The sequence below is a fragment of the Sphingomonas sp. Leaf198 genome (genome assembly GCF_001424005.1).
Taxonomy (GTDB): Bacteria; Pseudomonadota; Alphaproteobacteria; order Sphingomonadales; family Sphingomonadaceae; genus Sphingomonas.
Genome location: NZ_LMPX01000004.1, coordinates 176,004 through 193,744 on the forward strand (window position 1 = coordinate 176,004; position 17,741 = coordinate 193,744).

Annotated in this window: 16 protein-coding genes; 7 read left to right on the forward strand and 9 right to left on the reverse strand. The window is 67.0% G+C overall.

Annotated elements, in window-relative coordinates; all coding sequences use genetic code 11:
* Nucleotides 1–3: 3 nt before the first annotated feature.
* A complete protein-coding gene (locus ASG20_RS16180) occupies nt 4–921 on the reverse strand; it encodes a LysR family transcriptional regulator (protein ID WP_056055198.1) in 918 nt (305 codons plus the stop codon).
* Between the two features lie 107 nt (nt 922–1,028).
* On the opposite strand from ASG20_RS16180, the gene ASG20_RS16185 reads away from it, so the two are divergent.
* A complete protein-coding gene (locus ASG20_RS16185) occupies nt 1,029–2,555 on the forward strand; it encodes a CoA-acylating methylmalonate-semialdehyde dehydrogenase (protein ID WP_056055200.1) in 1,527 nt (508 codons plus the stop codon).
* Between the two features lie 88 nt (nt 2,556–2,643).
* Here the strand turns inward: ASG20_RS16185 and ASG20_RS16190 are convergent, their stop codons facing one another.
* On the reverse strand, nt 2,644–2,967 hold the full coding sequence (locus tag ASG20_RS16190) for a GIY-YIG nuclease family protein (protein WP_056055203.1): 324 nt from the start codon (nt 2,965–2,967) through the stop codon (nt 2,644–2,646).
* Nucleotides 2,968–3,079: 112 nt separating this feature from the next.
* On the opposite strand from ASG20_RS16190, the gene ASG20_RS16195 reads away from it, so the two are divergent.
* From ASG20_RS16195 to mmsB, 4 genes are all read left to right on the forward strand, one after another.
* The gene (locus tag ASG20_RS16195; protein WP_056055206.1) at nt 3,080–4,237 is read left to right on the forward strand and encodes an acyl-CoA dehydrogenase family protein; all 1,158 of its coding nucleotides are present in this window, start codon (nt 3,080–3,082) and stop codon (nt 4,235–4,237) included.
* 115 nt (nt 4,238–4,352) lie between these two features.
* Nucleotides 4,353–5,396, forward strand: a complete 1,044-nt coding sequence (locus ASG20_RS16200; RefSeq protein WP_056055209.1) for an enoyl-CoA hydratase/isomerase family protein — start codon at nt 4,353–4,355, stop codon at nt 5,394–5,396.
* A gap of 114 nt (nt 5,397–5,510) precedes the next feature.
* Nucleotides 5,511–6,284: an enoyl-CoA hydratase gene (locus tag ASG20_RS16205; protein WP_056055211.1), complete on the forward strand. Its 774-nt coding sequence runs from the start codon at nt 5,511–5,513 to the stop codon at nt 6,282–6,284.
* Between the two features lie 129 nt (nt 6,285–6,413).
* The gene (mmsB, locus tag ASG20_RS16210; protein WP_056055215.1) at nt 6,414–7,283 is read left to right on the forward strand and encodes a 3-hydroxyisobutyrate dehydrogenase; all 870 of its coding nucleotides are present in this window, start codon (nt 6,414–6,416) and stop codon (nt 7,281–7,283) included.
* Nucleotides 7,284–7,286: 3 nt separating this feature from the next.
* On the opposite strand, the gene ASG20_RS16215 is transcribed toward mmsB, so the two are convergent.
* The 7 genes from ASG20_RS16215 to ASG20_RS16245 all read right to left on the reverse strand — a co-directional run bounded on the left by ASG20_RS16215 (nt 7,287) and on the right by ASG20_RS16245 (nt 13,938).
* Complete coding sequence (locus ASG20_RS16215; protein WP_056055218.1) at nt 7,287–7,682, reverse strand: MAPEG family protein; 396 nt, start codon at nt 7,680–7,682, stop codon at nt 7,287–7,289.
* 36 nt (nt 7,683–7,718) lie between these two features.
* Nucleotides 7,719–7,937: a hypothetical protein gene (locus tag ASG20_RS16220; protein WP_056055220.1), complete on the reverse strand. Its 219-nt coding sequence runs from the start codon at nt 7,935–7,937 to the stop codon at nt 7,719–7,721.
* A gap of 85 nt (nt 7,938–8,022) precedes the next feature.
* Nucleotides 8,023–9,396: an MATE family efflux transporter gene (locus ASG20_RS16225; RefSeq protein ID WP_056055225.1), complete on the reverse strand. Its 1,374-nt coding sequence runs from the start codon at nt 9,394–9,396 to the stop codon at nt 8,023–8,025.
* A gap of 339 nt (nt 9,397–9,735) precedes the next feature.
* On the reverse strand, nt 9,736–10,854 hold the full coding sequence (locus ASG20_RS16230) for an extracellular catalytic domain type 1 short-chain-length polyhydroxyalkanoate depolymerase (RefSeq protein ID WP_231420848.1): 1,119 nt from the start codon (nt 10,852–10,854) through the stop codon (nt 9,736–9,738).
* A gap of 92 nt (nt 10,855–10,946) precedes the next feature.
* Nucleotides 10,947–12,206: an adenosylmethionine--8-amino-7-oxononanoate transaminase gene (locus ASG20_RS16235; RefSeq protein WP_056055227.1), complete on the reverse strand. Its 1,260-nt coding sequence runs from the start codon at nt 12,204–12,206 to the stop codon at nt 10,947–10,949.
* A complete protein-coding gene (gene bioD / locus ASG20_RS16240) occupies nt 12,203–12,820 on the reverse strand; it encodes a dethiobiotin synthase (protein ID WP_056055229.1) in 618 nt (205 codons plus the stop codon). The genes ASG20_RS16235 and bioD overlap by 4 nt, the downstream gene beginning before the upstream one ends.
* Nucleotides 12,817–13,938 (reverse strand): 8-amino-7-oxononanoate synthase, encoded by a 1,122-nt coding sequence (locus tag ASG20_RS16245; protein WP_056055231.1) that lies wholly within the window; start codon nt 13,936–13,938, stop codon nt 12,817–12,819. Before ASG20_RS16245 ends, bioD begins: the two co-directional genes overlap by 4 nt.
* A 119-nt stretch (nt 13,939–14,057) precedes the next feature.
* On the opposite strand from ASG20_RS16245, the gene galA reads away from it, so the two are divergent.
* Together galA and ASG20_RS16255 are read left to right on the forward strand one after the other, a co-directional pair.
* Nucleotides 14,058–16,544 carry a beta-galactosidase GalA gene (gene galA, locus ASG20_RS16250; RefSeq protein ID WP_082471022.1) on the forward strand — a complete coding sequence of 829 codons (2,487 nt, stop codon included), beginning with the start codon at nt 14,058–14,060 and terminating at the stop codon, nt 16,542–16,544.
* On the forward strand, nt 16,544–17,656 hold the full coding sequence (locus tag ASG20_RS16255; RefSeq protein WP_082471023.1) for a glycoside hydrolase family 53 protein: 1,113 nt from the start codon (nt 16,544–16,546) through the stop codon (nt 17,654–17,656). The genes galA and ASG20_RS16255 overlap by 1 nt, the downstream gene beginning before the upstream one ends.
* Nucleotides 17,657–17,741: the final 85 nt, after the last annotated feature.

The following is a 17,741-nucleotide window of genomic DNA, read 5'->3' on the forward strand; positions in this document are numbered from 1 at the left end:
GCGTCACTCCGGCGCGGCAAACGAGCGGGAGGCGCCGCCCAGCATCAGCGGCTTCAACTCGCCGATGGTCGCGTCCAGCCAGCCGATGAACCGATCGATCCGCGCGATCCGCCGGACGTCGCGGTGGACGACGAGCCAGAACGAGCGCTGAATATCCACCGCTTCGGGCAGCACGCGCACCAGTCCTGGCATTTGGTCGCCGATGAAGCACGGGAGTATCCCGCAGCCCGCCCCCGCCGCGATCAGCTCGGCCTGCGCGACGATGCTCGAACTGCGGATGGACGCATCGAGCCGCCCGTCGATTTCTGCGAGATAACGGAGTTCTGGAGCATAGATCATGTCCGGGACGTAGCCGATCAGCCGGTGCCGCATCAGGGCCGAGGTGGTCGTGATCGGCCCTGTCCGCGCGAGGTGGTCGGGATGCGCGTAGAGGCCGAGGTGATAATCGGTAAGTTTTCGCGCGACCAACGGTCCGCTTTTCGGGCGCGCGAGCATCACCGCGATATCCGCCTCTCGCCGTGAGGGATTGAGGAAGCCGGTCGATGCGATCAGGTCGACTGCAATCCGCGGATGCTGGTTGGTGAACGACGCGAGCCGCGGGGCGAGGATGCGGCTGCCGAAGCCTTCCGAGACGCTCAACCGGATCGGCCCCGCGAGCACGCCTGCGTCGGTGCCGACGACTTCCTGGATGCCGAGCGCGGACGCCTCCATCGTCTCGGCATGGTCTAGCAGCGCCGCGCCACGCTCGGTCAGCGCGTATCCCGCCACGGTCTGCTCGAACAACGTCGTCTGGAGTCGTCGTTCCAACCTTTGCAACCGTCGCGAGACCGTCGTCGCGTCTTGCCCGAGCAGTTTCGCGGCTGGCCCGAGCCTGTGCGTGCGTGCCAGAGCGAGGAAATACCGGACGTCGTCCCAATCCATGAACGCCTCACCCCATGCTGCACATTTGCAGAGCGTATCTGCAAACAGCCCCACTTGGCTGCGAAACGCTTATGGCGGACGATGCGGGCAACTAGAAGAGGATGCCCATGCGAACGATCGAGAATTTCGTGAGCGGTGCGGCCAGCACGGCCGAGCGCTTTGGCGACGTGTTCGACCCGAATTCGGGCGAGGTTCAGGCGCGCGTGCGGCTGTCGGGCGCGACCGATCTGGATGCGGCCGTCGCCGCCGCGCAGAAGGCGCAGCCGGGCTGGGCCGCGACCAACCCGCAGCGTCGCGCCCGCGTGATGTTCGAGTTCAAGCGGCTCGTCGAAGCGAACATGGACGAACTCGCGCGGCTGCTGTCGTCCGAGCATGGCAAGGTGATCGCGGATTCGAAGGGCGACATCCAGCGTGGGCTCGAGGTGATCGAGTTCTGCTGCGGCATCCCGCACATCCTCAAGGGCGAATATACGCAGGGCGCAGGGCCAGGCATCGATGTCTATTCGATGCGCCAGCCGCTCGGCATCGGCGCGGGCATCACGCCGTTCAATTTCCCGGCGATGATCCCGCTGTGGATGTCTGGCGTCGCGATCGCCACCGGCAATGCTTTCATCCTCAAGCCGAGCGAGCGCGATCCGTCGGTGCCGGTGCGGCTCGGCGAATTGTTCGTCGAGGCGGGGCTGCCCGAGGGCATCTTCCAGGTCGTCCACGGCGACAAGGAAATGGTCGACGCGATCCTCGATCACCCGGCGATCTCGGCGGTCAGCTTCGTCGGATCGTCCGACATCGCGCATTACGTGTACCGCCGCGGCGTCGAGGCGGGCAAGCGCGTCCAGGCGATGGGCGGCGCGAAGAACCACGGCATCGTCATGCCCGACGCGGACCTCGACCAGGTCGTCGCCGACCTGTCGGGCGCGGCGTTTGGCTCGGCGGGCGAACGCTGCATGGCGCTGCCGGTCGTGGTGCCGGTCGGCGAGAAGACCGCGATCGCGCTGCGCGAGAAGCTGATCCCGGCGATCGCGGCGTTGCGCGTCGGCGTGTCGACCGACAACGACGCGCATTACGGGCCGGTGGTGAACGCGGCGCATCGTACCCGGATCGAGAACTGGATCCAGACTGGCGTTGACGAGGGCGCGGAACTGGTCGTCGACGGGCGTGGGTTTGCATTGCAGGGGCATGAGAAGGGCTTCTTCATCGGGCCGTCGCTGTTCGATCACGTGACGACGGAGATGTCGGCGTACAAGGAAGAGATCTTTGGGCCGGTGCTGCAGATCGTCCGCGCCGCCGATTTCGAAGAGGCGGTGCGCCTGCCGAGCGAGCATCAATACGGCAACGGCGTCGCGATCTTCACGCGCAACGGCCACGCGGCGCGCGAGTTCGCGGCGCGGGTGAACGTCGGGATGGTCGGCATCAACGTGCCGATCCCGGTGCCGGTGGCGTATCATACCTTTGGCGGGTGGAAGCGCTCGGCGTTTGGGGACACCAACCAGCACGGCATGGAGGGCGTGAAGTTCTGGACCAAGGCCAAGACGATCACGCAGCGCTGGCCGGACGGGTCTGCATTGCCGGCGATGGCCGAGGATGGCGGCCCGGCGCGGAATAATGATGCGTTTGTTATTCCGACGATGGGGTGATTGGGGTGCGGTCTGCCTCCTCCGTCATCCTGACGAACGTCAGGACCCAGAGCCACGGGCGTAGGGGCTCGTGGCTCTGGGTCCCGGGTCAAGCCCGGGATGACGGCTGGGGGAGCGGATCGAAGCCCCAGTCCTCTGCCAGATCGCGCCACGTCGGATTGTCAGCTTCGATCAGTTCGATTTTCCAGGCGCGGTGCCAGTTCTTCAACTGCTTCTCGCGAGCTATGGCCCACTCCATCGTGTCCGCCATCTCGAACCAAACGAGCCGTTTGACGCCGTACATTCGCGTAAAGCCGCCAAAGGATCCGGCACGATGCTGAACGATCCGCGCCATCAGGTTGGACGTGACGCCGATGTACAACGTCCCGTTGCGCCAGCTGGCGAGGATGTAGACAGCCGGTTGCCGATCCACGTCATTTCCCCCAATCGTCATCCTGACGCAAGTCAGGACCCAGAGCCACGAACACCGGCGTCCGTGGCTCTGGGTGCCGGGTCAAGCCCGGCATGACGGAGATAGGACCACGATGAACCAGTTCACCTCCAACCAGTTCGACCTCACCGACGACCAGCGCGAGATCCAGGAGCTGGCGCGCCGTTTCACTGCCGACCGGATCACGCCGCATGCGGCCGAGTGGGACGAGAAGCACATCTTCCCGCGCGAGACGATCAAGGCGGCGGCCGAGCTCGGCTTCGCGGCGATCTACGTCAGCGAGGAAAGCGGCGGGATTGCGCTGGGGCGGCTCGAGGCTGCGCTGATCATGGAGGCGATGTCGTACGGGTGTCCTTCGACGTCCGCTTTCATCAGCATTCATAACATGGCGGCGTGGATGATCGATCGGTTCGGATCGGCCGCGGTGAAGGACAAGTATCTGCCCGATCTGGTGACGATGGATCGGCTCGCGAGCTATTGCCTGACCGAGCCCGGCTCCGGCTCCGACGCCGCGGCTCTGAAGACCCGCGCGGTTCGCGATGGTGACGACTGGATCGTGACCGGCTCGAAGCAGTTCATCTCGGGTGCGGGCGAGAACGAGGTGTATGTGACGATGGTCCGCACCGGTGAGGACGGGCCCAAGGGCATCTCGTGCCTCGTGATCGAGAAGGACATGCCGGGCGTGTCGTTCGGCGCGAACGAGAAGAAGCTCGGCTGGCATTCGCAGCCGACGCGGCAGGTGATCTTCGACGGCGTCCGCGTGCCGGCGGCGAACATGGTCGGGGGTGAGGGCGAGGGCTTTCGGATCGCGATGATGGGGCTCGATGGCGGGCGGCTCAACATCGGTGCGTGCTCGCTTGGTGGTGCGCAGCGGTGTCTCGACGAGGCGATTGCGTATACCAAGGATCGCAAGCAGTTCGGGAAGGCGATCGCGGACTTCCAGAACACGCAGTTCATGCTGGCGGACATGGCGACCGAGTTGGAGGCGGCGCGGGCGCTGCTTTACATGGCAGCGGCGAAGGTGACGGCGAACGCGCCCGACAAGACCAAGTTCGCGGCGATGGCGAAGCGGCTGGCGACCGACACCGGCTCGTCGGTGGTCGACCGCGCGTTGCAGCTGCATGGCGGCTACGGGTATCTGCAGGACTATCCGATCGAACGCTTCTGGCGCGACCTGCGTGTGCATTCGATCCTCGAGGGGACGAACCAGGTGATGCGGATGATCGTCGGTCGCGAACTGACCCGGCAGTGAGTCCGCGCAGCTACAAGTCTTTCTTCTGCTCCGCGCCTCTGCGCCTCTGCGCGAAAAAGAATCTTGTTCGCGCAGAGGCGCAGAGGCGCGGAGATGATGTTCGGGAGGTGAACGCGTGACCGATGATCTGATCGTCGAGAGTGAAGGGCCTGTCGGCCGTATTCGGTTGAACCGACCGAAAGCATTGCACGCGTTGAATTTGGCGATGTGCGAAGGCGTGCTTGAGGCACTGGAGGCATGGCGGGGCGATGCGGCGGTCGAGGCGATCGTGGTCGATCATGCCGAGGGGCGTGGGTTCTGCGCTGGCGGGGATATCCGCATGCTTGCCGCGTCCGGCGCGACCGATGGCGTCGAGGCGCGGGCGTTCTTTCATGCCGAGTACCGCATGAACCATCGGCTGTTCACCTATGCCAAGTCGATCGTGGCGTTCATGGACGGCATCACGATGGGCGGCGGCGTCGGCCTTGCGCTGCCGTGCCGGTTTCGCGTCGCGACCGAGAACACCAAGTTCGCGATGCCGGAGACGGGGATCGGGCTGTTCCCGGATGTGGGCGGCGGCTGGTATCTGTCGCGATTGCCGGGGCGGATCGGGCAGTATCTGGCGCTGACCGGGCACCGGCTCGACGGCGCGGAGTGTCTCGCGCTCGGGTTGGCGACGCATTTTCTCACGAGCGATGCGCTCGATACGGCCAAGGCGCGGATTGGGGAGACGCCGCAGGATATTGCGGGCGTGCTCGACGCGTTGGCGGTGCCGGCGCCCGACGCGAAGATCCTCGCGCGGAAGGACCAGATCGACCGGCTGTTCGCGTCGGACGTGCTGGAGGAAATCTACGCCGCGCTCGAAGCCGATGGCGGCGAGTGGGCAACGCAGACGCTCGCGACGCTGAAGACCAAGTCGCCGCAGACGATGAAGGTGTCGCTCCGGTTGCTCCACGAAGGGGCGGCGATGGCGAGTTTCGCGGACGAGATGCGGCAGGAATATGCGGTCGGCGCGCATGTCGTGCAGCGGCATGACTTTATCGAGGGCGTGCGGGCGGTGATCGTCGACAAGGACAATGCGCCGCGCTGGGATCCGGCGACGCCCGAGGATGTGACCGATCACGTGATCGACCAGATCTTTGCGCCGTTGCCCGAAGATGAGGCGTGGACGCCGGGCTGATCTAACGATGTTCTCCCGCGAAGGGTTTCCCTTCAAAGTATTACTTTGAAGGGGCCTTGAAGGCGGGAGCCCAGACTGGGTCCCCGCCTTCGCGGGGATACAAGGAGTAAGCGAATGACCTACGAAACGATCCTGGTCGAGCAGCGCGGTGGCGTTACGCTCGTCACGCTGAACCGGCCTCAGGCGCTGAACGCGCTCAATTCTCAGGTGCTCGCCGACCTAATCGCCGCATTCGCCGCGTTCGATGCGGATGCGTCGCAGGGCTGCGCAGTGCTGACCGGCTCGGCCAAGGCGTTCGCGGCGGGGGCGGACATCAAGGAGATGCAGTCGCAGGGCTTCGCGGAGATGTACGCGAGCAACTTCTTCGCGGGCTGGGAGAATTTCACGCGCACACGCAAACCCGTGATCGCGGCGGTCGCGGGCTATGCGCTCGGGGGCGGGTGCGAGCTGGCGATGATGTGCGACTTCATCCTCGCCGCCGATACCGCCAAGTTCGGGCAGCCCGAGATCAAGCTCGCGGTGTCGCCGGGCATGGGCGGATCGCAGCGGCTTACGCGCGCGGTCGGCAAGGCCAAGGCGATGGAGATGTGCCTGACCGGGCGGATGATGGATGCCGAGGAAGCTGAGCGCGCGGGGCTGGTCTCGCGGATCGTGCCGGCGGACGAGTTGGTCGAGGAGGCGGTTAAGACGGCGACCACGATCGCTGCGATGGCGCCGCTGGCGGTGCTGGCGAACAAGGAAATGGTCAACGTGGCGTTCGAGACGGGGCTGGCGATGGGCGTCCAGTTTGAGCGGCGGCTGTTCCACGGGTTGTTCGGGACCGCGGACCAGAGCGAAGGTATGGCGGCCTTCGTCGAGAAGCGCGCCGGGACCTGGACGGGGAAGTAACGAATTCCCCTTCCGCTTGCGGGAGGGGTCAGGGGAGGGGCGTGCCGCGACCACGCGCGACGTGTTTGCGCCACGCCCCTCCCCCAACCCCTCCCGTGAACGGGAGGGAGCAAGATTAGGAGAGAGAACATGGCACGGATCGGTTTCATCGGGCTCGGCAACATGGGCGGCGGCATGGCGGCGAACCTTGCCAAGAAGGGTCACGACGTCCGCGCGTTCGATCTGAGCGCGGACGCCTTGGACAAGGCGAAGGCCGCTGGCTGCCTGCCGGTCGCGTCCGCTGCCGAAGCCGCCCATGGCGCCGAGGCGATCGTGACGATGCTCCCCGCCGGCAAGCATGTCGCCGAGGTCTACGACGCGCTGTTCGGCATCGCGTCGCCGTCCGCTATCCTGATCGACTGTTCGACGATCGACGTCGCCACCGCCAAGCAGGTCGCCGCCGCCGCGCAGGCCAAGGGCCTTGTCGCGGTCGACGCGCCCGTCTCTGGCGGGATCGGCGCGGCGAATGCGGGGACGCTGACCTTCATGGTCGGTGGCTCGGCGGAGGCGTTCGACCGGGCGCAGGCGATCCTCGCCGACATGGGCAAGGCGGTCATCCACGCGGGTGCGAACGGCGCGGGGCAGGCAGCGAAGATCTGCAACAACATGATCCTCGGCGCGACGATGATCGCGACCTGCGAGGCTTTCGTGCTGGCGGAGAAGCTCGGGCTCGATGCGCAGGCGTTCTACGACATCGCCAGCGTGTCTTCGGGGCAGAGCTGGTCGATGACGACGTATGCGCCGCTGCCGGGCATTGGTCCCGATACGCCCGCCGATCACGACTATCAGGGCGGCTTCGCGGCGGCGCTGATGCTGAAGGACCTACGGCTCGCAATGGCGGCGGCAAAGGACATCGGCGCGGATACTCCGATGGGCGCGAAGGCGGCCGAGCGTTACGAGGCGTTCGCCGAGGCCGGGCAGGGTGGCCTCGACTTCTCGGCAATCATCCGTACGCTCTGAGCCTCAGAGGAAGCGGATCAGCATCAGTAGCAGACCGAGAATCGAGCCTAGCCAGCACAGGCTGCGGACGTACTTAATTCCGAACAGATAGAGCGGGATGTAGGCGATCCGCGCACCGAACCAGACCCATGCACCGATCGCACCGATACCGCCGGTGCGACCGGTCACGGCCAGCCCCAGCGCGAGCGCGATGAAGACCGGGTAGGTTTCCTGGAAATTCTTGAGCGCGCGTTCGGCGCGGCCGGCCATCTCGCCGAGCGGTTTCTGATCGCCGTCGCGGGGCCCCGCGTTCCAGTCGAGCCCGCGGTCGCGCGTCGCGGTCTGCCCCTGGATCATGACGTAGGCGAACAGCAGGACCGTCGACCAGCCCAGCAGCAGCATTTCGGTAGGCAGCGTCATGATCGATCTCCGCGGGGCAGCGGGTCTCGAACGCCGCTATGCGCGCGAGGTTGCGCTCTGTCGCAAAGGAATGGCAAGCTGCTGCGCATCGCGGGCGCGGTGGAAGGCTCGGTCTGCATCGTCGATCGCACCGAGCAGGCTGCCGAAGCACGGCATCTCGTCGATCGGATAGACGCGCGACAGATCATGGCCGAGCGCGAAGACGTCGCGCTGCGTGAGCAACCCGATCGCGACGATGCGGTCTTGATCAGGCATATGTCACGCTCCTATGGTTTAACACATGTTAACACATTCGCGCGATTATGTATCCTTATTGTCGGACAAAGAGGCCAGTCGAGCCTTAGCCGAGGCCAAGTCGTTCGCGCGCCTGCCAACGGGCGATCATCAGTACCGATACCACCGCCAATCCGGTCGCGAGCCCGGTCCAGATGCCGACTCCACCCCAGCCTCTGCCGAACGCGAGCCATGCGCCGACGCCGATGCCGATCCCCCAATAGCCGATCGCGGCGAACAGCATCGGCACCTTGGTATCGCCCAGCCCGCGCAACATGCCCGCGCCGATCACCTGCGCGCCGTCGACCACCTGGAACACGGCGGCGACCGCGAGCAGCGAAATCGCGAGCGCGACGACCGGCGCGTTGGCGGGCGCGTCGACGTCGAGGATGATGCCGATCAGCATTTGTGGTGCCAGGATCAGCAACGCTGCGGTTAGCACCATGAAGCCTTCGCCGATCGCGAATGCCGCCCAGCCTGCACGGCCGATCCCCGCACGGTCGCCGCGTCCGGAGGCGAGACCGACGCGGACGGTGGCGGCTTGGGCGATGCCGAGCGGGACCATGAACGTGACGCTGGCAATCTGGATCGCGATCGCGTGCGCGGCGAGCGGCACGGTGCCGAGCAGCCCCATCAGGAACACGGCGGCGATGAACACGGTGGACTCGAACCCGAGCGTGATCGCGATCGGCAGGCCAAGCTTCCAGACCGCGCGGTATCGCGGCCAGTCGCTGCGCCAGAACCGGCCCAGCAGGTGGTAGCGGCGGAACGGCCTGGCATAGACGATGACCGCCGCCATCGCGACGAAGCTGAGGCCGTTGGCGATGCTGCTCGCCATGCCCGAGCCGAGCAAGCCGAGCGCGGGGAGGCTGGCGTGGCCGAAGATCAGCAGCCAGTTGAGCCCGGCGTTGACGACCAGCAGCCCGACCATCACCACCAGCGACCAGGCGGGCTTCTCCAGTGCAGCGACGAATGCGCGGAGAACCAGGAAACACAGGCTCGGGAGCATTCCCCACATCACGGCGCGGACGAACCTCGCCGCCTCGTGCGCGAGCAGCGGGTCCTGATCGAGCAGGTGGACGAGGATCGGTTCGGCGTTCCACAGTACGATCCACGACGGGACGCAGAGCGTGGCGGCGACCCAGATCGTCTGGCGCACGGTCCGCCGGATATCGCGCACCGCATGCGGCCGCGCGCCGCGCTCGCGCGCTATCATCGGGACGGCGGCGGTGGTGAGGCCCATGCCGAAGATCAGGAAGACGAGGTACAGGTTGAGGCCGAGCGTCGCCGCTGCCAGCGTGTCCGACCCGAGGCGCCCGAGCATCGCCACGTCGGTCGCGCCTACGAGTGCCTGGGCGAGATTGGTCGCGACCAGGGGCCAGGCGAGTTTCAGCGTGGCGGCGAACTCTGTGCGCCAGGGGCGGGGCGGGGTGGACGTCATGCTCTGGCTTTAGCCGGGTTGGGTGGCTTGTCGATGATCCGTCTATCCTCCTCCTGCTAGGGAAGGCGACGCATGGGAGGAGATGCAACGGATGCCGTCCATGCCGCCCCCTCCGTCAGGCGAAGTGCCTGCCACCTCCCCCTAGCGGGGGAGGATCAGGGCGCGATGCGGTGTGAACGGGCTCTGGCCGCGCGACCTTTCCCAACCACTCCGTCATCCTGACGAAAGTCAGGATCCAGGGTAACGGATGGTGGTCCATATGGCTCTGGATCCTGACTTTCGTCAGGATGACGGGTGGGAGTTGGCGGGAGTGCACCCAACAGCTAGCCGATGCCTATCCTACCGCATTAAACCGGCCGCCCGGAGCGCGTTCTCGATCGTCGCTTGGATACCGGTGGGCGCTTCGGCGCGTGGCCTCGCCGCAGGCTTTGGCAGCACGGGTATTGCGATCTTGGCGACGCGTTCGACCGGGGCCGGCTTGGCCGCAGTCGCCGTCCTCCCAGCCGCAACCAAGCCCCAGGACTTCGCGATCACCGCCGTGCTCGAAAGTCCGACGTCGAGCATGAACGGCCCTGCGGCGCCCAAGCGCTCGCCGTGCAACGGATTGATCGGCGTGCCGTGGCCCATGCCCGGCACGGTCCAGTCCTCGACGACGTCACGCCCGTCCGCGTCGGACCAGATCCGGTGGACGGCGGTGCCTACCCGCTCCGTCCGCACGGCCTTCGCATCGACGTCGTGGATGCCGCGCCATTGCCGCGCGATCGTGTCCGCGTTCGCCACGCTCACCGTCGCGTCCGCGCCGCCGTGCCAGATCGCGAGCGTCGGCCAGCGCCCGTTATGGCCACGCGCGCCGCTGCGGACCAGATCGACCAGCGCTGTGTCGCTGGTATCGCCGTGCCCGCGCATCCGGTCGAGTGCCTGCGACACGCCGGTGGCGGTGCCGTAGGCGAGGCCGCCGATCACCGCGCCACCCGCGAACAGGTCCGGCCGCGTGGCGAGCATCGCCATCGTCATCGCGCCGCCCGCCGACAGGCCGGTAACGTACACGCGGCTGCGGTCGAGGCCGTGGTGCGCGATCATCGTCTCGGTCATCTGCGCGATCGATTCGGCCTCGCCGCCGGCTTGTGCAGTGTCCTCCGATGCGAACCAGTTGAAGCAGAGGTTAGGGTTGTTCGCACGCGTCTGCTCGGGGAAGACCAGCGCGAAGCCCGCGCGATCGGCGAGCTTCGACCAGCCTGCACCGTGGTCATACCCGGCCGCGGTCTGCGTGCAGCCGTGCAGGACGACGACCAGTGGCGCGTTCGCTGGTAGGTTGGCGGGAACGTAGCTGAAGCCCAGCAGGGCACCCGGGTTGGTCCCGAACTCCACTAGTGGCGTCAGGCGACTCTGTACGGTGTCGCGCGGGGTCGGTGCTCCGGCGCGCGCCATGCGGGCGAGGGTATCGGCGATGTTTCTCACGTGACTCGAGCCTTTCGTCGCCAGCGTACTCGGCCGCGATCTTATCTCAACGTTGCATGTACATCATTTGTTGCTGCAATGCAGCAATAGCGTCAGGAGTCTTGCCTGATCGTGTCGCATGCTTCGGCGATCGCCGCGTAGATTCGGTCGAGATCGGAATCGTCGATGCAATAGGGCGGCATGACGTAGACGGTGTTGCCGAGCGGGCGGAGCAGCAGGTCGCGGTCTCCGAAGAACGCGAGCAGGCGCGGGCCGATCTGCGACAGATAGCCGTCCTCGCCGCGGAGTTCGACCGCGGTGATGGTGCCGATCTGGCGCGCGTTGGCGATGCGGGGGTGGCGAGCGAGGGTTTCCAGGCGCGAGGCCTGGCGTGTGCCGAGGTCGGCGATCCGCTCGCGCACCGGTTCGTCGCGCCAGATCGCGAGGTTCGCATTGGCGGCGGCGCAGGCGATCGGGTTGGCGGTGTAGCTTGACGAGTGGAAGAACATCCGCGCGCGGTCTGTGCCGTAATGCGCCTGGTAGATCGCCTCGGTCGCCATCGTCACCGCGAGCGGGATCGCGCCGCCCGTCAGCCCTTTTGACAGGCAGAGGATGTCGGGCACCACGCCCGCCTGCTCGCACGCGAGCAAGGTGCCGGTGCGGCCCCAGCCGGTCATCACCTCGTCGGCGATGAACAGCACGTCGTGGCGCGCGCAGATCCTCCGCATCTCGGCGAGGATGTGCGCGGGATAGATGTGCATTCCGCCGGCGCCGAGTAGCATTGGCTCGACGATGAACGCGGCGGGGTGTGCGGCGCAGGCTTTCTCCAGCGCGTCGAGCGTTGCTTGCGCGCATCCGGCGGCGGGGAAGGGGATCGTGCCGACGTCGAACAGCAGCGGCGCGTAGGCACGGTTGTAGACGCCGCGCGCGCCGACCGACATCGCGCCGATCGTGTCGCCGTGATAGCCGTGTTCGAGCACGAGGATGCGGTGGCGATCCTCGCCGCGATCGAGCCAATAGCCGAGCGCCATCTTCAGCGCGCACTCGACGCTGGTCGAGCCTGAGTCCGAGAAGAAGACTCGCGTAAGGTCCGGCGGCATGATCGCGGTCAGGCCGCGTGCAAGGTCTTCGGCAGGCTGGTGCGTCCAGCCGGCGAAGATGATCTGGTCGAGCTTGCCCGCCTGTTCGGCGATCGCCGCCATGATCTTCGGGTTGGCGTGGCCATGCGTGGTGACCCACCAGGACGAGATCGCATCGACGATCCGCCGTCCGTCCGACGTGTAGAGCGCGGCGCCCTCGGCATGCGTGACGAGCGGGATCGGCTCGCGCAGGCCGTGCTGCGTGAAGGGATGCCAGACGGGGGAGTCGATCATCGGAACGCTTCCAGGTCGAAGTTCGCTGCGAACGCTTCGGCCAGGGTGGCGGCGTTCAGCGGATCGAGGCGGGGCAGGCGGCCCAGCCGACGGACTTTGCCGAGCGTGGCGATCGTCGCCTCGCTATCCTCGACCGCATCGCCGACGAAGGCGATGCCGAGGATGGGGACAGCGCGGCTGCGCAGTGCCTCGATCGAGAGCAGGCTGTGGTTGATCGTGCCGAGCCCGGTGCGCGCGACTAGCACGACCGGCGTGTTCCACCGCGCGAACAGGTCTGCGAAGATCAACTCGCGTGTGACGGGGACCATCACGCCGCCCGCGCCTTCGACCACCAGCGGACCATCGACCTGGGGTAGCGCAAGCCGGTCCGGATCTATCGTCACGCGGTCGATCTCGGCGGCGAGATGCGGCGAGCATGGCGTCGTCAGCCGGTATGCTTCCGGCAGGACCCGGTCCGCGGGGACGCCGAGCGTTACGACCGAGGCTGCATCGCTGCCATCGGCGAGCCCGGCCTGCACGGGCTTCCAGTAGCGTGCGCCGAGTGCGGCGGTGAGCCCGGCGGCGAACACGGTCTTGCCGATATCGGTGTCCGTTCCGGTAACGACGATCGTCATTGCAATGCCTCTTCCATGACCTCGGCCAAAGCCTCGATATCCGCGACCGTGGCGTTGAGCGTCAACGAAATCCGCAACCGCGATCCGCCCTCGGGCACTGTCGGCGGCCGGATCCCGCGCACGTCGAACCCGGCCGCCTGAATCGCGCCGGCGACGCGCATCGTCCGCGCGGCATCGCCCAGCACCAGCGGCAGGATCTGCGATCCCGTCGCCGCGACGCCGTAGGGTGCGAGCACGCGCTCCGCCGTGGCGATCAACGTCCAGAGCCTCTCCCGGCGCGCCGGTTCGTCTGCGACGATCCGCAGTGCCTCGCCGACCGCCAGTGCCATCAGCGGCGACGGTGCGGTCGAGAAGATGAACCCGCGGCCGCGATTGACGATGAACTCGCGCATCACAGCGGGCCCGCACAACAGGGCACCCTCGCACCCCAGCGCCTTGCCGCAAGTCCTCAAGGTGATGACGTTCTCTCGGCCGTCGAGCGCTTCGGCCAGTCCGCGGCCGTCGGTGCCGAACACGCCTGTTGCGTGCGCTTCATCGATCAGCAGGACGGCGTTGTGCCGATCCGCGATCTTGGCGAGCGCTGCGAGCGGGGCTTGGTCGCCGTCCATGCTGTAGAGGCTCTCGACCGCTATCCACACGCGACCTGTGCCGCCCGACGCGCGCCACGCGGCGATCGCATCCTCGAACGCATCGGCATCGTTATGCGCAGCGGCGACGCAGGTCGCTCGCGTGAGACGCATGCCTTCGTGCGCGCTGGCGTGGATCAGCGCATCGTGGACGATCAGGTCGCCGCGCTGCGGGAGCGTCGCGAACAGGATCGTGTTGGCGACATAGCCGCTCGCGAAGAACAGTGCAGCCTCGGTCCCGAAGAACCGCGCGGCGTCCGCCTCCAGCGCCTCATGCTCGGGCGCATTGCCGCGCAGCAACCGCGACCCACCCGAGCCGACCGGTACGCCGCGCGACAGGGCCTCGATCATCGATGCCCGCAGCCGGTCCGATCCGGCGAGACCGAGATAGTCGTTCGAGGCGAAATCGATGCCGCGGCGGGGGGCGAGCGTTCGGCGACGATCCGCTGCGGCGAGGTTGGCAAGGTCTCTGACGTGGTCCGCGAACATCATCGTGTCGCCCTAGTCGCAACGTCGGCCGAAGACGATCCCGCGATGCGCACGTCGGCGCAAATCACGCTCGCGCAATCGCCTGACGTAGTTTATCCGATAAATAAACCGGGAGAGACTGATTGCCACATCCTACTCGCCGTGCGGTGCTCGGCCAGAGCGCCGCTGCGCTCACCGTTGCCGCCACGCCAGCATTCGCGGGCTCGGCGGCGCAAGCGCCTGTACCGCGCTCGCCACGATCGACGGAGCGGCTCGACGTCTGGCGTTTCCATCTTGGCCATGCGGCGGATCTCGACCGCGATTTCGGGTTCGGACGCAACCAGCGGACCTTCGCCAAGGCAGGCGCGGCGACCGCGGATGCGGCGATGCCGGCGTTCGACGACGGCGCGTGGCAACAGGTGCGCGTGCCGCACGACTGGGCGGTGGCGCTCCCGTTCGCACCGCCTGCAACGCCGGCGTCGAAGGATACCGAGGATGCCGTCGCCGCGCACGGGTTCAAGGCGATCGGCCGCAACTTTCCTGCCAACAGCATCGGCTGGTATCGCTGTCCGATCGCGGTCACCGCACGGGATCGCGGACGTCGGCTATGGCTCGAATTCGACGGCGTGTTCCGCGACTGCCTCGTCTTCGTGAACGGCCACATCGTCGGGCGCAACGAGAGCGGCTACGCGCCGTTCCGCGTCGAGATCGACGATTTCCTCGATTATGACGGCGGCCGCAACGTCGTGACCGTCCGTGTCGACGCGACGTTGGGCGAGGGCTGGTTCTACGAAGGCGCGGGGATCTATCGCCACGTCGACCTGGTCCGCGCCGATCCGGTGCATGTGCCGCAATGGGGGACCGTGGTCCGTGCCGAGGTGGGGTCGGACGGCGCGCAGGTGTCGACCGCGACCGAAATCCTCAACCGCGGCGATGTGGCGGTCGAGGGCGTGGTGCGCCAGCGGATCGTCGGCCCGGATCGCCGCCCGGTCGCGGACTTGCCAGAAACCCGCTTTACGCTGCTGGCAGGCGAGCGGCGCGTGCTCGACCAGCAGGCGCACGTCGCGACGCCGGTGCTGTGGTCGGTCGAGACGCCTAAGCTCTATACCGTCGAAGCCGAGATCGTCATCGGCGGGCGGGTGGTCGACCGGTACGACACGCACTTCGGTATCCGCACGATCCATTTCGACGGTGCGCGTGGGTTCCTGCTCAACGGCATGCCGGTCAAGTTGCTCGGCAGCTGCAATCATCAGGATCATGCGGGGGTCGGCACCGGCATTCCCGATGCGCTGCATGCGTGGCGCGTCGCGCAACTGAAGGACATGGGCTCGAACGCGTGGCGGAGCGCGCACAACCCGCCGGCGTCCGCGCTGCTCGACGTGTGCGACGCGGCGGGCATGATGATGATCGTCGAGGCGCGGCTCAACAGCAGCGACGACGAGGCGATGGCGCAACTCGACCGGATCGTCCGCCGCGATCGTAACCGGCCGAGCGTGATCGCCTGGTCGCTCGGCAACGAGGAGCCGCAACAGGGCTCGGCCAAGGGCGCGCGGGTTACGTCCGAGATGCAGGCGGCGGTGCGGAAGCTCGACCCGACCCGGCCGACGACGTTCGCGTTCGACAATAGCTGGGACAGTGGTGCGGCAAAGGTGGTCGACGTGATCGGCTTCAATTACCGCACCGACAAGATCGAGGCGTTCCACCAGCGCTTTCCCGACGTACCGACGATGGGCACCGAGACCGGTAGCACCGTCAGCACGAGGGGGGCGTATTTCAACGACGCGGCCGCTCACGTGGTACGCGCGTACGACACCGAACATCCGTGGTGGGCGTCGACGGCGGAAGCGTGGTGGTCGATCGCGGCGACGCGGCCGTATATTGCGGGTGGGTTCATCTGGACCGGCTTCGACTATCGCGGCGAGCCGACGCCGTTTGCGCAGTTCCCGAGCATATCGAGCTATTTCGGCGTGCTCGACACGTGCGGCTTTCCGAAGGACAATTTCCATTACTACCGCGTATGGTGGCGACCGGATCTGCCGCAGGTCCATCTGTTGCCGCATTGGAGCTGGCCCGGTCGGGAGGGCCAGCCGATCGAGGTGTGGGCGCACGGCAATTGCGAGGCGGTCGAGCTGTTGCTCAACGGGCGATCGCTCGGGCGGAAACCGATGCCGCGCAACGGGCATCTCGCGTGGAGCGTCCCCTATGCGCCGGGCAGACTCGAGGCACGTGGCTTCAGCGCGGGGCGGCGCGTGGCGTCTTCGGTGCGGGAGACTGCGGGGGCGGCGACAGCGGTGCGGCTGACCGCGGATCGGCGCCTGGCGAAGGCGGACGGCAACGATGTCGTCATGCTCAAGGCGGAGGTCGTCGATGCGCGCGGTCGGCCGGTGCCCGATGCGGATACGCTGCTGCGGTTCGAGACCAGCGGCGGCGCGGCGGTGATCGGGGTCGGCAACGGCAATCCGACCAGCCTGGAGCCCGACGTCGCGACGCAGCGCCGTGCGTTCCACGGGCTCGCGCAGGCGATCGTCCGGGTCGGCGAGCAGCCGGGGCCGTTTGCGGTTCGCGTGAGCGGCGAGGGGATCAAGCCCGCTTCGCTGCGGATCATGGCGATGCCCGGGGGAGACCGTTGATGCGTCGTATCGCTCTCGGCCTCGTGCTGTTTGCCTCGACCGCGACCGCGCAGCCGCTTGCGCCCAAGCCGGCGCACGGACTCTACCTCGGTGCAGACCTGTCCTACGTCAACGAGATGGAGGATTGTGGCGCGGTCTATCGCGCGCAGGGGAAGCCGGTCGGTCCGTTCGTCCTGATGAAGGCGAAGGGCGGCAACATCGTCCGCGTCCGGATCTGGAACGACGCGAAGTGGACTAAATACAGCGATCTTGCCGATGTGACGAAGACGATCCGGCGCGCGAAGGCGGCGGGGATGCAGGTACTGCTCGACTTCCATTATTCGGACGATTGGGCGGACGGCGAGAAGCAGATCGCGCCGGCGGCGTGGGCGACGCTCGACACTGCGGCGCAGGCCAAGGCGCTCTATGCGTACACGCGCGACGTGCTCGGCAAGCTCAATGCCCAGGGACTGATGCCGGAGATGGTGCAGGTCGGCAACGAGACGAATCCCGAACTGATGGGGGGCGTGAAGGACCGCACGATCGACTGGACGCGCAACGCGACGTTGCTCAACGCCGGGATCAAGGCGGTGCGCGATACGGGGAAGGTTGCGACGATTAACCCGCGGGTCATGCTCCACATCGCGCAGCCCGAGCATGTCGCGGCGTGGTTCGACGCGGCGGCGAAGGCGGGCGTGCGCGATTTCGACGTGATCGGGATCAGCTATTACCGCAAATGGTCGACGCGGACGCCCGCCGAACTGGGCGCGACGATCGCGGCGGCGAAGGCGCGGTACAAGGCGGACGTGATCGTCGTCGAGACCGCCTATCCGTTCAGTCCGGCTGGCGAGGACGCGTCACCCGATCTGCTCGGTGCGGATTCGCTGCTGCCGGGCTATCCCGCGACGCCGGTCGGGCAGCGGGACTATCTCGTCGACCTGACGCAGACGGTGGTCGATGCGGGCGGGATCGGCGTGGTGTATTGGGAGCCGGGCTGGGTCTCGACCGGGTGCAAGACGCGCTGGGGGACGGGGTCCAACTGGGAGAACGCGGCGTGGTTCGGGCTGAAGCGCCACGAGGCGCTGCCCGCGTTCGAGTTTCTTGGGCGGCGGTATGTGAAGCGGGGGAAGTAGGGTTACCCTCTGTAGGGTTACCCTCTGCAGGGTTATCCTTTTTCCGTTCGTCCCGAGTAGCCGTCGAGTAGCTCCGTAAGGAGCG

Bases quoted from the DNA above. Each gene is read 5' to 3' on its own strand.
- ASG20_RS16180 (WP_056055198.1), bottom strand. From the start codon at position 921: ATGGATTGGGACGACGTCCGGTATTTCCTCGCTCTGGCACGCACGCAC.
- ASG20_RS16185 (WP_056055200.1), top strand. From the start codon at position 1,029: ATGCGAACGATCGAGAATTTCGTGAGCGGTGCGGCCAGCACGGCCGAG.
- ASG20_RS16195 (WP_056055206.1), top strand. From the start codon at position 3,080: ATGAACCAGTTCACCTCCAACCAGTTCGACCTCACCGACGACCAGCGC.
- ASG20_RS16205 (WP_056055211.1), top strand. From the start codon at position 5,511: ATGACCTACGAAACGATCCTGGTCGAGCAGCGCGGTGGCGTTACGCTC.
- mmsB (WP_056055215.1), top strand. From the start codon at position 6,414: ATGGCACGGATCGGTTTCATCGGGCTCGGCAACATGGGCGGCGGCATG.
- ASG20_RS16215 (WP_056055218.1), bottom strand. From the start codon at position 7,682: ATGACGCTGCCTACCGAAATGCTGCTGCTGGGCTGGTCGACGGTCCTG.
- ASG20_RS16220 (WP_056055220.1), bottom strand. From the start codon at position 7,937: ATGCCTGATCAAGACCGCATCGTCGCGATCGGGTTGCTCACGCAGCGC.
- ASG20_RS16225 (WP_056055225.1), bottom strand. From the start codon at position 9,396: ATGACGTCCACCCCGCCCCGCCCCTGGCGCACAGAGTTCGCCGCCACG.
- ASG20_RS16235 (WP_056055227.1), bottom strand. From the start codon at position 12,206: ATGATCGACTCCCCCGTCTGGCATCCCTTCACGCAGCACGGCCTGCGC.
- bioD (WP_056055229.1), bottom strand. From the start codon at position 12,820: ATGACGATCGTCGTTACCGGAACGGACACCGATATCGGCAAGACCGTG.
- ASG20_RS16245 (WP_056055231.1), bottom strand. From the start codon at position 13,938: ATGATGTTCGCGGACCACGTCAGAGACCTTGCCAACCTCGCCGCAGCG.
- ASG20_RS16255 (WP_082471023.1), top strand. From the start codon at position 16,544: ATGCGTCGTATCGCTCTCGGCCTCGTGCTGTTTGCCTCGACCGCGACC.